The following is a 15261-nucleotide window of genomic DNA, read 5'->3' on the forward strand; positions in this document are numbered from 1 at the left end:
GCTAATTACTTTAGTAATACATAACTATAGAGATGTCATTATGCGCAAATCCCTTTTAGCTCTATCTGTTCTTGCTACTCTTTCTGCTCCTGCTTTCGCTGCTGATTACACAGATGGCGATACTCATAAGAATGATTTCAAATTCATGCAGTTTAACTACATGTATTCAATCGATGAGAAACCAGCGTCAAGCACTGCTGCAGAAAATACACATGACTATTTAGAAATGGAATTTGGCGGTCGCTCTGGCATTTTTGATCTTTATGGCTACGTTGATGTATTTAACCTAGCAAACCAAGACGACACAGATAAGTCTACAGCTCCAGATAAAATGTTCATGAAATTTGCACCACGCATGTCTTTAGATGGACTGACTGGTAAAGACCTATCTATGGGTCCTATCCAAGAACTGTACGTTGCAACTCTATTTAACTGGGGCGGCAACAACGGTGGCGTAAATAACTCTTTCTGGGGTTTAGGCTCTGACATTATGGTTCCTTGGTTAGGAAAAGTTGGTCTTAACTTCTACGGTCTTTACGATTTAAACACTAAAGATTGGAACGGCTACCAAGTATCGGCTAACTGGTTCAAACCATTCTACTTCTTCGATAACGGTTCATTCATTTCTTACCAAGGTTACATTGATTACCAATTAGGTATGGATGATAGTAAAGCTGGTACAAAGAGCAACGGCGGCGCTATGTTTAATGGTATCTACTGGCATTCAAACCAGTTTGCTGTTGGTTACGGTCTAAAAGCTTACCAAGACATCTACGGCTTAGAAGATGGTGCAGCTACTGGCTTTGGTGGCGATTGGGAATCATCAGGCGTGAGTCACTACCTAAGTGTTACTTACAAGTTCTAATCTAATTTAGAATACCTATTCTACTAAGGCGCTCATCATGAGCGCCTTTGTTTTTTCTAGTAAACCTATTACACTTCTCTCATTATTTCTTCTTTCTGGATTTACCTGTGAATATCACTATTCTTGGTCCCGGCGCAGTTGGCTCCCTATGGGCATGCTACCTTCAAAAAGCAGGGCATAATGTCTCGTTATGGACAAGAAGCTCAACGCCTTCTGAACTTTCTCTTTCTTTAAATGCAAAAGACAATTCATCACACTCTTTTTCTTGTAACGACAAAGACTCACTTATTCATTGTGACCTGCTTTTTATTACCGTTAAAGCTTGGCAGGTAGAAAGCGCACTACTCCCTTTACTTCCATTATTATCACAAGAAACCATATTACTCTTTATGCATAATGGCATGGGAGCGATTGATGCAATAAAAGCGCACATTAATCACCATCCTGTCTTACAGGCCACCACCACGCATGGGGCACTAAAAGAAAGCTCGCATACAATCAAACATACTGGAATGGGGCATACTGTTATTGGTCCATTTAACGCTTCAGGCAATCAGTGCCAGTTCCTTCAAAATGTTTTAGAACATAGCTTACCAAGCATTGAATGGAATCCTGGGATTGACATTGCACTTTGGAAAAAACTTGCCATTAATTGTGCGATAAACCCTTTAACAGCAATCCATCAATGTAAAAATGGACAGTTATCTCAGCCAGATATTAATCAAGATGTTATTCATGTTTGCACTGAAGTACACCAAGTATTACAGAAAGAAGATATCGAATGGGAAGAAATAGAGCTAGTTTCAATGGTAAATCAAGTAATATCAGCGACCTCTGAGAACTACTCTTCAATGAACCGTGACTGCTTTCATAAACGAAAAACCGAGATCGATTTCATTACAGGCTATCTATTACAAAAAGCAAAGCAACATGGTATTTCAACACCAATTAATGAAACGTTATATAATCAAATAAAACAATTAGAAGAGAACTTGTTATGACCACTAAAATTCTCATTTGCTTAGCTCCTGGAACAGAAGAACTAGAAGCTATCACGGTAATTGATATTCTAGAACGCGCTAAATTTGATGTTACTGTTGCTAGTACTGCATTTGATGGTGCATTAACCATGAAGGCAGCACAACGTGTAACGCTAACCGCCGATGTAAAATTAGTGGATGTGGCTGATGAGGAGTTCGATTGTATTGTTCTTCCTGGCGGCTTGAAGGGATCGGAAAATTTCCGTGACAGCACTCTATTAATTGAGATGCTAAAACAACAAAAATACGATGAGAAATGGGTTGCTGCTATTTGTGCAGCTCCGGCTATTGTATTACAACATCACGATTTATATCCAGATGCTCTAATGACTTGTTACCCAAGCTTAATGGAAGCCATCCCTGAGAAAAATCGTCGTATTAAACGTGTCTTCACTGATGTATTAAACCATTTAATTACTAGCCAGGGTCCAGGCTCTGCACTTGAATTTGCAATGGAAATCGTAACATTATTGGGCGGAAAAGAACTCACTGCAAAATTAGCTGCGGATTTAGTGACCCTACCAAACTTAAATTATCATCAAATCTAATCGTTTATCTATTTACCCCAACACCAAATAAATCTGGTATTGGGGTCCTTTCTTTACCTATGACACGGCTTCTTTTCTCGTCACTATAAATGTTGCAGAAACAATAAGACTTGCTCCAATAATTTGCACAATAGTAAAGCTTTCACTTAGCCATGCAAAAGCAAACAGAGCACCAAATATCGGTTCACTCCCCATTAAGATCGACACTCTGGTTGGCGATATCTTTTTCACACTGTAATTTTGAGCATAGAAAGCAAACACCGTACAAAATAAAACAAGATAGATCGCTAATAACCAGAAAGACAAATCAAGTGGTATCAAATTAACCCATTCAAAACCATGGATGGATAAAAGAAATACGATAGAAAAAATCGACACGACACTTGATTGAACACTTGTCACCATAATCGGGTCAACATCTTTATCGACCATCACCTTTTTGGTAAATACGACCATAAAGCCTCTTAATAAGGCTGCCATTAACATTAAAATATCGCCCAGATTTATATTGAGTTGGTGTGTAGTAACGTTGGTTAATAAGAAGACGCCAATAACAGAGATTATAGACAATAAAAAGAGTTTATTTGTTGGTTTCTTTTTATTCACCCACCATTCAACAAATGGCGTAAAAACAACAAATAAACCAATAAGAAAGGCGGCATTAGAAGCCGTCGTATTTTTTATACCATACGTTTCACAAACGAAGATCAAAAATACCCCCCCCCTGTTGGAATAACTGACTTCCAATGCGCTATATTTTTCTGATAAATAACGATTGGCAATAAAACAAGTGTTGTCATAACAAATCTAATGACTAAAAAAACGAATACACTAGTAAATAGCAATGCTTCTTTTGCTACTCCATAGCTTGTTCCCCAAAAAAACGCCACAAGTAGTAGAACCACTGAAGGTAAATATTGATTAACTGGCAGCTCTCGCCCTTTTTCTATACGCCTTTCCATCGCTCTTCTCTTCTTCCCTGTGAGATAACATAAATCACATCCTTATTTGCACTAAGATACCTCAGGCTGATAAATTAAATAATCCCTACATAAATCAAATCTTTTGTGACTCATGGACATAAATAAACTCGTCACCTTATTACCAGACATGGCCGCCTTTGTAACTGTGGTTGAGTCAGAAAGCTTTAGTAAAGCAGCACAAGTTCTTGATATGACTCCATCGGGAGTAAGCCGCCAAGTATCTCGTCTTGAAAAAGCTCTACAAGCCACCTTATTAGAAAGAACAACAAGAAAACAGACATTAACTATCGCAGGACAAGAAACTTATAATTACTGTAAGAGCATCGTTGATAATGCTCAAGAAGTGATTAATATTTCAGAAAAAAACAATAATGAAATAGAAGGAGAGCTGAGGATTTCGACACCAAAGGCATTTGGAAACCAAGTATTACAACCTCTTTTAATTCAGTTTCTTAATCTATATCCAAACATAAAACTAAAAATAAAAGTAACCGACCAATGTTGTGATCCTATCAATGATAATTTGGATTTAATTTTTAATTTGACCAATCAACCACAAGAGAATTTAGTTGCCAAATCATTAGCTAAAATTGACCTCATACTCTGCGCCACCCCTAAATATTTACAAGATAACGACACACCTAAGCACCCTTCTGAATTACATCAACATCAGTGTTTATCTCTTGGAGAGACGCAACACGATAACAAATGGGGATTTAAACAAGGTTCAGAATACTATCAAATCAAAGTTGATGGACGCTTTGTGGTTAATCATACAGAAATGCGGTTAAATGCAGTCATACATGATCTTGGGATTGGTATTTTTCCTAACTTCGTTGTGCAAGAAAAGTTAAAACAAGGGCTATTGCTTGAGGTTCTCCCTCACTGGGAAGTACAAGGTAATTATCACGGTGAAGTCATGCTACAGTTTTTGAAAAGCCAGCATATGCCTAATCGATTAAGAGTCTTTATTGATTTCATGGTTCAACAATTTAAAACTGAGACATAAAAAAAGAGAGCTAATTACTCGGCTCTCTTATCTCATTTTATACTATTGAAATACCGCAATTTACGGACGGTAAACCTTCACATTTTTATAGCCATTATCAATCAACAATAATGCTTGAAGACGGCTCATTACACCGCGTTCACAGTATAAAAGGTATTCTTTAGATTGGTCTAAATCACCAAATTGGGTCGCAATCTTAAAGAAAGGTAAGTGTTTAACCTCAACCCCTTCAATCTCTAATGGGTTTTCATCTTCTTCTTCCGCACTACGGATATCTAGAACAACAACCTCAGAGCCTAACTCTGATACCATTTCAACTTCAGGTGCTTGTTCTTGGCTTTCAGTTTCAATCGCACGGATATCCATTACGCGAGCATCATAAACCACTTGCTCAAGAATAGAGAAATCAAACTTAGCTTCTTCTTTTTCTAGCTTGAATTTTTCAGCTTTAATGGTTGGTTTTTTAGAAATTACACCACAATACTCAGGCATCGTTTTTGCAAAATCTTCTGTGCCAATTTGACGAGCAACATCAATGATATCTTCTTTATCCCAGTTGATTAGCGGACGAAGGATCAATGTATCTGTTACATTATCAATATGGCGTAAGTTCGTCAGTGTTTGGCTTGATACTTGACCTAGCGCTTCACCTGTAACCAAACCTTGGATACCTAACTTCTCTGCAACCATACCACCAGCACGCATAAACATACGCTTTAGGATAACACCCATTTGGCCATCATCTACTTTCTCAAGGATCTCAGCAACAACAGGTTCAAAATCAACTGCAATGAATTTTACTTTTGCTGATGAACCGTATTTTTTCCATAAGAAATGAGAAACTTGTTTAACACCAATTTCATGAGCTGGGCCACCTAGATTAAAGAACATATAATGTACTTTTGAACCACGTTTGATATGCAAGTAACTTGAAACACCTGAATCAAAGCCACCAGAGATAAGGCTTAATACATCTTCTTGAGTACCTAAAGGGAAACCACCAAGACCTTTATGACGAGCAATAACTAAGTTCAGTTTTTCATTCTCAACTTCAAACTTAACGGTTACTTCAGGATTCTTTAATCGCACTTTTGCTGATTCAACCGCTTGGTTTAAACCACCACCAACATAACGCTCTAATTCAATAGAAGTGAATTCATGTGTACCACGACGTTTAACTCGCACACAGAACGTTTTACCTTCAATAATTTCACGATTCATCTCTAAACATTGTTCATAGATATCATGCATATCCGCAAAAGCACTCTGCTTAACTTCTAGTACATGGTGAATACCTGGAGTATGAGTAACAGCCGTAAGTACTTCATTACGATATGTGCCATCAAGACCTGAAACTTCAATGTAATCACGACGGTTAATCACTTCAACGCCTTTTGTTTCGCGTTTAATGATGCTACGTAAATTCGTTTCAAGAATACGAATAAAACGCTTACGTACTGAATCACTTTTAACAAAAACTTCTGGATGTGGCTTAACGATAAACTTCATATATAGGCTTCACTGACGTGGAATAACAATCAAAAAGGGTAGACTAAATGGATTTAAGACCTAATCTAAGGCGCAAGATTATACCGAAAAAAAAGACGAGTTGCTAATTCAACTCGCCTTTCATCATTATCTATTTACGGTAACGTTACTGCTGAGCACTTGGAACCTCATCACTTTCATGAGGTTTACCTTGCATAATACTTATTTCAACACGGCGGTTACGCGCACGCTGCGCTGCTGATTTATTCGGTACTAACGGCTCTGTTGATGCCATACCCCGGACTCGTAAACGATCACTATCAAACCCTTTTACTCGTATCATTTCATGAGCAACAGAAACCGCTCGTTGAGCAGATAAATCCCAATTAGAGCGATATAGCTCTGACTCTATTGGTTGATTATCGGTATGCCCTGAAACTCGAATAATGCCAGGAACATCTTTTACAAGCTCACCGATTTGACGAATAAGCGGTCGAAACTTCGGCTGTAAAAAGGCAGACCCTGCAGGAAACGCTCCTTTCTCTCGAATTCGGATCACTAATTGCTGCCCTAGATTTTCAACTTCTAACGCTCCATCATCAATCTCACGCTCTAACGCTTTTTTAATGATTTCTTCTAATTCTTGCTGTGATTGACTCTGACTTTGCGATTCAGATTCGCTCTGTGAACTCGTTTGCGTAGAGGTTGAAGATGATTCTCCCCCAGTTTGCTTACCAGCATCACGCTTTGTACCACCAGCACGATCTGACTCACCATCATGAAAATCTAATGTTTTCTGAGGAATATCGATCGTTTGTTGCATGATAACTTCAATTGGTGTCGGCTCAGGACGACCAGGTCGAAACTCTTGAGCAATAACACTTGTCCCTTTAGGGATATCTTTTACTTCAAGAACATTCTGAACACCAAACGCAAATTTCATTGAGCCTGCAATTTGTTTAAATTTCAAAACATCCATCTCAGAGAAAGACAGTAACAATACGAAGAAACACATTAATAGTGTTGCTAAGTCAGCAAATGTTGCCATCCATAAAGGGGCGCCAGGAGGACATTTACAATTATCTTCATCTTCCATCATTAGCTCCTAGTCTTATTCTTCGCCAGTATCAACAACACGTTTTTTCTCGTTTAAGTAGTTACGTAAATAACTATCAATAACACGTGGGTTCTGGCCATCTTGAATAGCTAAAATACCATCAAGAATTAAACGACGATTTAATTTTTCTTGTTCTTTACGTAGTTCCAATTTATGCGCAATAGGGAATGCGATCATATTTGAGATAACAGAACCATATAATGTAGTTAGTAGTGCAACCGCCATTGCTGGACCAATCGATTTAGGATCATCCATGTTAGATAACATCCCCACTAGACCGATAAGAGTACCAATCATACCCATAGCTGGTGCTACATCACCAAAAGCAGTAAATACGCCAACGCCTTTTTCATGACGTTCGTTAGTTAATGCGATGTCTTTTTGTAATGTTGCTTTTACAACTTCAGCGTCATGACCATCAACTAATAAATCGATGCCTTTCTGCATAAATGAATTGCTGATCTCTTTCTCTTCTAACGCCAGAAAACCGCCTTTACGAGCTGCATCTGCCATTTCAACAATAGTTACAATTAAATCAACAGGTTCATCTGTTTTAAACATAAATGCTTTAACTGCGATCTTACCTGCGCCAAAAAATTGGCCTACCGTAAACTTCATTAGTACTACAAAGATCGAACCACCGAATACGATAAGAACCGATGTTGTGTCCATAAAAATGGCTAAACCACCTGCCAGTACCATTGCCATAATAATAAATGCAAAACTACCAACTAAGCCTATTAACGTTGCTAAATCCACAGAGCGCTCCCCTATCTTGCTGCTTGTGTTTATTTATAATTAGCTAAGCAAAAATTAAGCCATAAATATCATCACTTTTTTGCCGCTTCTTTCTTATCGACCAAAGAAATGAATGGTTTAATTTTTTTATCAAAAAACATGACTTCATTACTATATTGATGAAAAAATAACCCTTATCCGTTAAATTTTACTTTTATGTATCACTTTATCACCAGTTCAATTGACCCTTTAGGCTCTCTGAGTTACCTTTCTTGGATCATTTTAAGAGTGAATCATTATGGCTGTAAAAAAACCGGAAAATTTATCATTTGAAGCGGCAATAGAAGAATTGGATTCTGTCGTCAATCAACTAGAAAGTGGCGACTTGCCTCTTGAAGATGCTTTAAAGAAATTTGAGCGTGGCATTGCATTAGCAAGAGCTGGGCAAGAAAAACTAACAGATGCTGAACAACGCGTCGATATTCTTTTACAAGCTGATGATAATGCTGAATTAACGCCTTTTGATACTGATAATGACTGATTCACTTAAACACCAATTACCTATTTTTCAACAACGTAATATCGATCAGTTGAATCAATGGCTTGAAAAAATAGAGATTCAACAGCAACCTCTTACTGAAGCAATGAAATACGCATTGTTATTAGGCGGTAAGCGCGCTCGACCTTATCTGGTTTACATTACCGCAAACATGCTTGGGGTTAGCGCCGAATTCGCAGATGATGCGGCTGCTGCCGTAGAATGTATTCACTCATATTCATTAATACATGATGATTTACCAGCGATGGATAATGATGATTTACGCCGTGGTCATGCGACTTGTCACATTAAATTTGACGAGGCAACAGCTATTCTTGCAGGTGATGCACTACAAACTTTAGCATTTGAAATTTTAGCGAATGGTTCATTAACTAAAGAAGCTGAATCTTCGCGTATAGATATGATCAGAGTATTATCAAAAGCCTCTGGTGCATCTGGTATGTGTATGGGCCAATCTCTTGATCTACAAGCAGAAGGTAAACTGGTTAACCTTACTTCTTTAGAAAAAATTCATGCCCATAAAACAGGGGCATTAATGAAAAGTGCTATTCAATTAGGTGCACTATGTGCTGGTGAGAAGGGCAAAGAAATTCTTCCACAACTTGAAAAATACGCTGATGCTATTGGTTTAGCTTTTCAAGTTCAAGATGATATTTTAGATATCATTAGTGATACAGAAACACTCGGAAAACCACAAGGTTCTGATCTAGAATTAGAGAAGAGTACTTATCCAGCCCTATTAGGACTTGAAGGTGCTCAACAGAAAGCTGAACAATTATACCAAACAGCAATTGATGCGTTGAATGATATCCCTTACAACACGGATGCAATGCAAGCGTTCGCCCAATACGTCATTGCGCGTAAAAACTAAAACAGATAAGCGCTAATACTATGTCACTAGATATTTCAAAATACCCGATTCTGGCTTTGGCAAATACGCCTGATGAATTACGTTCTTTGCCAAAAGAAAGTCTACCTACTTTGTGTGATGAGTTACGTACTTATCTCTTAAATTCCGTAAGTAAATCTAGCGGTCATTTGGCATCAGGGCTTGGTGTCGTTGAACTGACCGTTGCCTTACATTATGTTTATAATACGCCTTTTGATCAATTGATCTGGGATGTTGGTCATCAAGCCTACCCTCACAAGATCTTAACCGGTCGTCGTGAGCAACTGGCAACGATCCGCCAAAAAGGTGGATTACACCCATTCCCATGGCGTGATGAAAGTGAATATGACGTCCTCTCTGTCGGTCATTCATCGACCTCAATCAGTGCTGCGTTAGGTTTGGCTATTTGTGCTGAAAAAGAACAGGAAAACCGCAAAGTCGTTAGTGTTATCGGTGATGGTGCAATTACTGCAGGTATGGCATTTGAAGCGTTAAATCATGCCGGTGATATTCACCCTGATATGTTAGTTGTTTTAAACGACAATGAGATGTCAATTTCAGAAAATGTAGGTGCTCTAAATAATCAACTTGCTCGAGTATTATCAGGCAGCTTATATACGTCTATTCGTGAAGGTGGTAAAAAAGTTCTTTCTGGTACACCTACGATTAAAGAACTGCTTAAACGTACTGAAGAACATCTAAAAGGTATGGTCGTTCCTGGCACCATGTTTGAAGAGTTAGGTTTCAATTATATTGGTCCTGTAGACGGACATGATGTGAACGAGCTCGTTCGTACTCTTAAAAACATGCGTAACCTTAAAGGACCGCAGTTTTTACACATTATGACGAAAAAGGGCAAAGGCTATGAGCCAGCTGAAAAAGATCCAATCAGCTATCATGGTGTACCAAAATTCGATCCAAGCAATGATTCTTTACCAAAATCATCAGGAGGAAAACCAACCTTCTCCAACATTTTTGGTGATTTTCTTTGTGATATGGCAAAAGAAGATGAAAAATTAATGGCAATCACACCAGCCATGCGTGAAGGCTCTGGTATGGTGCGTTTCTCTAAAGAATTTCCAAGACAATATTTTGATGCTGCCATTGCTGAGCAACACGCTGTTACTTTAGCAAGCGGGATGGCGATTGCCGGCTATAACCCTATTGTTGCCATTTACTCCACCTTTTTACAACGCGGTTATGACCAACTGATCCATGATGTGGCAATTATGGACCTCCCAGTGATGTTTGCCATTGACCGTGCAGGTTTAGTTGGCGCCGATGGCCAAACCCATCAAGGTGCTTTTGATATCAGCTTTATGCGCTGCATTCCTAATATGGTTATCATGACACCAAGTGATGAAAATGAATGCCGTCAAATGCTTTATACGGGCCACAAACACAAAGGCCCGAGTGCAGTTCGTTACCCTAGAGGTAGTGCTACTGGCGCAGAAGTAGTTAACGATATGCAAGTATTAGAAATAGGCAAAGGCCGCCTAATTCGTGAAACAAAAATCACAGAAAAAGGTGAACGTGTTGCGATTTTAAATTTCGGCACTTTCTTAGCTAGTAGCTTAGAAGCTGCAGAACAATTAGATGCCACCGTTGCCGATATGCGCTTTGTCAAACCGCTTGATGAAGCTCTATTGTGTGAGTTAGTGACTAACCATGATGTTCTTGTCACGATTGAGGAAAATGCAATTTCTGGTGGCGCAGGCTCTGGTGTCGTCGAATTCTTAATGAAAAATCGCCTGATTAAACCAGTATTACAACTTGGTTTACCTGATCAATTTATTGACCAAGGAACGCAGGAAGAGATGCATGCTGAGTTAGGCTTAGATGCAAAAGGCATTGAAAAACAAATCAGAGATTATTTAGATTTATAATCTAATCTCACTTTAATAAAAAATGCCACAACTCTGTGGCATTTTTTGTATGTAATGATTGTAAAATTTAACTTAATTTTGGCGCATCAAAATTACTAGGCTCATCGGTATAAATACATACATTCCACTCATCCACTAACCCATCTTCAGCTATACATTGCTGCTCGAAAAATTGCTTAATTTCTTCACGCTGACAATGTGCTTCAAACGCTGTGTTATCAGCCCAAATTTCATTAAATGCAATAGGAAAGCTCTGACCTTCAGCAAATGAACTTTGTAACTGACGAGTGACTGTATATTGTAAGCAACCATCTTCACGCATGGTATTAGGCTCTAGGCTCTGTAATACAGAAAACAGTGCATCTAATTTACCTTCTTTTGGTAAAAACTGAGCAATACAATACACTTTCTTAGACATGATGAACTCCTTGTTTGATTGACTAACATCCTTTTATCTCTCACTATGACACATAGTTTTGTACACTTTACATGGTAATAGTAATGAAATCAGACGTAGATAAAATGCTGAATAAACATCAACAACTCACTCATAGCGTAGAAGTAAAAGTAACGTCTCATACGCAACGAGATACTGGTGATTGGATACAGCATACCATTATGATTGAAAACTGTAATGCTCCATTTAAATTTAATAGAACAAAAGCATACCAGTCTCTCAAAGGCGCAAAAGTGAATTTAACCTATTATCCAGCATTGGAAAAAATTGCAGGATTTGATATTGAAATCATGAAAGTGGTTCGCATTAAACGCAGTTAATTTAAAGTTAATACTTAGATCGAATCGTTGATTTGTAAAAAAACAAAGCATCTAAAATAGATTTTTCTTTGATTGGTTTAGTAATGATGTAATTAGCGCCAGCAGATAAGAACTCATCACTTGCCTCTTTTAAAACATCAGCAGTATAAGCATATATAGGGGTCATTAAATTTAACTCTCTACGTATGTATTTAGTGGCTTCAATCCCACTCATTTCAGGCATTTGATTATCCATTAAAATAAGATCAAATGACTTCTCTCGTAATCTCTCGATTCCTGCTTTTGCTGATATTTCCCATTCAACTTTTAGGTTGTATTTCTGACAATATGCTTTAGCAATGTAAGCATTCGATTTATTATCTTCAATCAATAATACATTTAAATTAGTTGGTAATTGAGATTCAACATTCAAACTTTCTATACTTGGAGGATCTTCTGTCGCTTCAATCACCGAGATAGGAATTTTTACGTAAAAAGAAGACCCAACCCCCAATTCACTTTTAACACAAATACTGCCATAAAGTAGGTCTAACAGCTGCTTTACTATTGCCAAACCTAAACCGCTACCGCCAACCTTTCTTATATCTGTAGATTCAACTTGAACAAAGGGTTCAAACATACGTGATTGTTCATCGCTGCAAATCCCTAATCCTGTATCGTCAACATTAAGATTAAGTAGTGATTGAGAACCTTGAGTATCTAAGCACACCGTTAATTTTACATGGCCATGTTCAGTAAATTTAACGGCATTACTTAATAAATTAAATAATATTTGCGTTAATCTCACCTGATCTGAATTCACTAGATCTTGATTATTTACTTTATTTTCAATAATAAATTCAATGCCCTTTTCCTTACAAAGGGGAGTATATATCGCATTAATTGTTTCTAATACATCATTTAATACGAACAACTCATAGTTAATATTCAGCTTATCTTGTTCTATTTGAGAAAAATCCAATACATCATTTAATACCGCAAGTAAGTGCTCACCACCTTGATGCAGTATACAAATTTGCTTTTTCTGCTCAACCGTCAAATTAGTTTGCTTCAATAAACTAGAAATACCCAAAATACCATTAAGAGGGGTTCGAATTTCATGACTCATTCTGGCTAAAAAATCTGACTTAACCTGAGTTGATTTTTCAGCTGCAGCTTGAGCTCTATGACTTTCTTCTTTTGCTTCAATTAATTCAACAAATGTTTGTTCTAACTGCTTACCAATATGATCAAATTCAACAATACCACTGCCTAAATAATGAATATTTGCGTCTTTTTTCGATGCATCATTGGTATAGTTTAACAACGAATTTAACGCTAATAGTATCTTATGCTCAAAAAGGCCTCTAACTAAAACAGCAATAGCAATAAGAACAAAGAAAGACAAGATGACACTATAAATAAAACGCTGTTCTAGTTGCTCAATATTATTTTTATTTTTTAACGACAATATAGATAGCGAGCCATTCAATGACTTAATATTCAATGGGGTATAGTTTAAGATCTTATTAGGTAAAATTAACTTAGGATTAGAAATAACACTCTCTATCTCTTTATATTCTTCAGATCCTTTTTTAAGGCTTGATGCAATTATCTCACCATTACTAATAATTAAGATCCCTTGGCTATTACTTACTGCTTTCAAGTTATGAGCAAAAGAAAGGTTGTTATTTAGTATCGCTGCATTATATAAGTAGCCTCTTATATGACCTGTAGAAGAAACGACTATCGGTGTTTTTCGAATAAAGATATGAGCCTTGGGGGTCGAATTATCAACCAACATATAATACCAAGTGTTTATATAGATATTTTTATCAATAACAGATTGAAGGCTTTCTTCCGTCATCCCTAAAAATAGGTTGTTACCATCATTCCAATACAGTTTATTATCCACTTCAATAAATCTAAAATCCGGTGAGTTATAGGGGGATTTAGATTCCATATCAGCAAAGTAACGCTCTAGACTAAAAATACGATCTTTACTATGAACATCAGTTAAACCTAAACTTCCAGCATCAGTATCTTGTCTAATTTGTAATATAGCTAAGCGATGGTTTAAATAATTCGTTATCAATGAAGAGGTTTGCTGTAAATTTCTCTTTACCTCTTGATTTATAGTATTGATACTAAGTTGATAGGTATGAATAGTAATACCCACAGTTAAGATGGAAAATATAACAAAAATAGCACGAAAGATGAGATCAGCTAACGATGCTTTTTTTAATACATTTCCTTTACTCATGCTTTAAACTCACGTCTGAGTAACGAAAAGCCCTTTCTTTTAATGCTTCTATTTTTTCAGGGTTAGTCTCTGACGTTATGACTTCAAAGTCTCCAGAAAATACAGTGGGAACTTTTTTACCTTCAAGATCTAATTTTATTGCTTCCGCCATTGCAACCCCTGTGTCGTCATTCATTCTCATAACTGTCACATCTAACGTACCGTTTTTAATCGCCTCTAACTCTAAAGATCCACCACCCCAACCATTAACTAAAGGCTGAACATCGTCAAAAAGATTAAGAGCATCAACCGCGCCTAGTGCAATATCCGTTGAAGAGGCATAGATAAAATCGACATCAGATCTATCTTGTAGAATACTTTGAGTCGCATTATAAGCACTTTCTCTTGTTGCTTCAGTATAAAAAGACGACGTTAATGTGTACTTATTATTGTCCATAGATTGAACAAATACATCACCTCGAGCCGTACTTAAATAACCATAAGAGTAATACAACATTCCGTATTTAGCGCCATTTGGAAACTGTTGTTGATAATAATTAGCTAACAACTTAGTTCCTATCACATGGTCAAAACCAACATACATTAATGGCTGACAATCATGCCATGCTTTTACAGGCGTAGTTATATTTTGCAAGATAATTTGAGTATCAGGACTTTGAATGACGTGTTCAATAAACTTACGATGACGAGTCGTATTAAGAGTGAATATAAGATAGTCTGATTTTTTATCGATAGCATTGTATAAAGAACGACTTTGTTCTTTAAAATCAATATTTAATCGAGTTGATACCGTAGTTAACTCATATTTAATATTCAACGCTTTTAGACGAGACTCTAATGCGATTAAATTACGAACCCAGTAATCAGAAGCTTGCTCACCAGGGTAGATAAATGAAATTTTAATTGGTTTATCTTGTTTAATGGAAAGCGGGATCGGTTCCATTTTAACTGTATTTTTTAATTCAGATGTTAATACGCTCTCTTCAGGGTACTTAGCTAAATACTCGTCATATCCCCAATAGCCAACTAATACAGAACTAGCACTGGCTATTTTTGAATAACTGAAAAAAGTAATAATAACAAGAAGTAAAGAGCACGCATTAGCTCTGACTTTAATCAT

16 protein-coding genes are annotated in these 15261 nt (G+C 37.1%); 8 read left to right on the top strand and 8 right to left on the bottom strand.

All coding sequences use genetic code 11. From position 1 onward, the window contains the following. Positions 1 to 40 precede the first annotated feature (40 nt). The 3 genes from BTO23_RS08370 to BTO23_RS08380 all read left to right on the top strand — a co-directional run bounded on the left by BTO23_RS08370 (position 41) and on the right by BTO23_RS08380 (position 2453). Positions 41 to 865: a nucleoside-specific channel-forming Tsx family protein gene (locus tag BTO23_RS08370; protein WP_061030476.1), complete on the top strand. Its 825-nt coding sequence runs from the start codon at positions 41 to 43 to the stop codon at positions 863 to 865. A 107-nt stretch (positions 866 to 972) separates the two neighbouring features. Beyond that, positions 973 to 1866, top strand: a complete 894-nt coding sequence (gene panE / locus BTO23_RS08375) for a 2-dehydropantoate 2-reductase (protein ID WP_060993555.1) — start codon at positions 973 to 975, stop codon at positions 1864 to 1866. Further along, positions 1863 to 2453, top strand: a complete 591-nt coding sequence (locus BTO23_RS08380) for a DJ-1 family glyoxalase III (protein WP_060993556.1) — start codon at positions 1863 to 1865, stop codon at positions 2451 to 2453. The genes panE and BTO23_RS08380 overlap by 4 nt, the downstream gene beginning before the upstream one ends. A 57-nt stretch (positions 2454 to 2510) precedes the next feature. Here BTO23_RS08380 and BTO23_RS21585 read toward each other — a convergent pair whose 3' ends face one another. Together BTO23_RS21585 and BTO23_RS21495 are read right to left on the bottom strand one after the other, a co-directional pair. Next, entirely contained in the window at positions 2511 to 3164 is a 654-nt protein-coding gene (locus tag BTO23_RS21585) for a DMT family transporter (RefSeq protein WP_281260257.1), read from the bottom strand. Further along, positions 3161 to 3415: an EamA family transporter gene (locus BTO23_RS21495; protein WP_281260258.1), complete on the bottom strand. Its 255-nt coding sequence runs from the start codon at positions 3413 to 3415 to the stop codon at positions 3161 to 3163. The genes BTO23_RS21585 and BTO23_RS21495 overlap by 4 nt, the downstream gene beginning before the upstream one ends. A 112-nt stretch (positions 3416 to 3527) precedes the next feature. On the opposite strand from BTO23_RS21495, the gene BTO23_RS08390 reads away from it, so the two are divergent. Next, positions 3528 to 4445 carry a LysR family transcriptional regulator gene (locus BTO23_RS08390; RefSeq protein WP_060993557.1) on the top strand — a complete coding sequence of 306 codons (918 nt, stop codon included), beginning with the start codon at positions 3528 to 3530 and terminating at the stop codon, positions 4443 to 4445. 60 nt (positions 4446 to 4505) lie between these two features. On the opposite strand, the gene thiI is transcribed toward BTO23_RS08390, so the two are convergent. The 3 genes from thiI to pomA form a co-directional block, all read right to left on the bottom strand. Further along, complete coding sequence (thiI, locus tag BTO23_RS08395) at positions 4506 to 5954, bottom strand: tRNA uracil 4-sulfurtransferase ThiI (protein WP_105063339.1); 1449 nt, start codon at positions 5952 to 5954, stop codon at positions 4506 to 4508. A 145-nt stretch (positions 5955 to 6099) separates the two neighbouring features. Next, on the bottom strand, positions 6100 to 7029 hold the full coding sequence (locus tag BTO23_RS08400; protein ID WP_060993559.1) for a flagellar motor protein MotB: 930 nt from the start codon (positions 7027 to 7029) through the stop codon (positions 6100 to 6102). A 15-nt stretch (positions 7030 to 7044) separates the two neighbouring features. Further along, positions 7045 to 7809: a flagellar motor protein PomA gene (gene pomA / locus BTO23_RS08405; RefSeq protein ID WP_060993560.1), complete on the bottom strand. Its 765-nt coding sequence runs from the start codon at positions 7807 to 7809 to the stop codon at positions 7045 to 7047. Between the two features lie 277 nt (positions 7810 to 8086). On the opposite strand from pomA, the gene xseB reads away from it, so the two are divergent. From xseB to dxs, 3 genes are read left to right on the top strand one after another with little or no spacing between them, the layout of a single operon-like run. After that, positions 8087 to 8329, top strand: a complete 243-nt coding sequence (gene xseB, locus BTO23_RS08410) for an exodeoxyribonuclease VII small subunit (RefSeq protein WP_060993561.1) — start codon at positions 8087 to 8089, stop codon at positions 8327 to 8329. Continuing rightward, a complete protein-coding gene (gene ispA / locus BTO23_RS08415; RefSeq protein WP_060993562.1) occupies positions 8322 to 9218 on the top strand; it encodes a (2E,6E)-farnesyl diphosphate synthase in 897 nt (298 codons plus the stop codon). The genes xseB and ispA overlap by 8 nt, the downstream gene beginning before the upstream one ends. A 20-nt stretch (positions 9219 to 9238) precedes the next feature. Beyond that, on the top strand, positions 9239 to 11122 hold the full coding sequence (dxs, locus tag BTO23_RS08420; protein WP_105063340.1) for a 1-deoxy-D-xylulose-5-phosphate synthase: 1884 nt from the start codon (positions 9239 to 9241) through the stop codon (positions 11120 to 11122). A 67-nt stretch (positions 11123 to 11189) separates the two neighbouring features. Here the strand turns inward: dxs and BTO23_RS08425 are convergent, their stop codons facing one another. Beyond that, on the bottom strand, positions 11190 to 11540 hold the full coding sequence (locus tag BTO23_RS08425) for a putative quinol monooxygenase (RefSeq protein ID WP_105063341.1): 351 nt from the start codon (positions 11538 to 11540) through the stop codon (positions 11190 to 11192). A gap of 83 nt (positions 11541 to 11623) precedes the next feature. On the opposite strand from BTO23_RS08425, the gene BTO23_RS08430 reads away from it, so the two are divergent. Continuing rightward, complete coding sequence (locus BTO23_RS08430; RefSeq protein WP_060993565.1) at positions 11624 to 11899, top strand: hypothetical protein; 276 nt, start codon at positions 11624 to 11626, stop codon at positions 11897 to 11899. 7 nt (positions 11900 to 11906) lie between these two features. Here BTO23_RS08430 and BTO23_RS08435 read toward each other — a convergent pair whose 3' ends face one another. Continuing rightward, on the bottom strand, positions 11907 to 14141 hold the full coding sequence (locus BTO23_RS08435) for a LuxQ periplasmic sensor domain-containing protein (protein WP_105063343.1): 2235 nt from the start codon (positions 14139 to 14141) through the stop codon (positions 11907 to 11909). Continuing rightward, entirely contained in the window at positions 14134 to 15261 is a 1128-nt protein-coding gene (locus tag BTO23_RS08440) for a substrate-binding domain-containing protein (protein ID WP_060993567.1), read from the bottom strand. The genes BTO23_RS08435 and BTO23_RS08440 overlap by 8 nt, the downstream gene beginning before the upstream one ends.

The sequence above is a fragment of the Aliivibrio sifiae genome, from assembly GCF_002954715.1.
In the GTDB taxonomy this organism is placed as follows: Bacteria; Pseudomonadota; Gammaproteobacteria; order Enterobacterales; family Vibrionaceae; genus Aliivibrio; species Aliivibrio sifiae.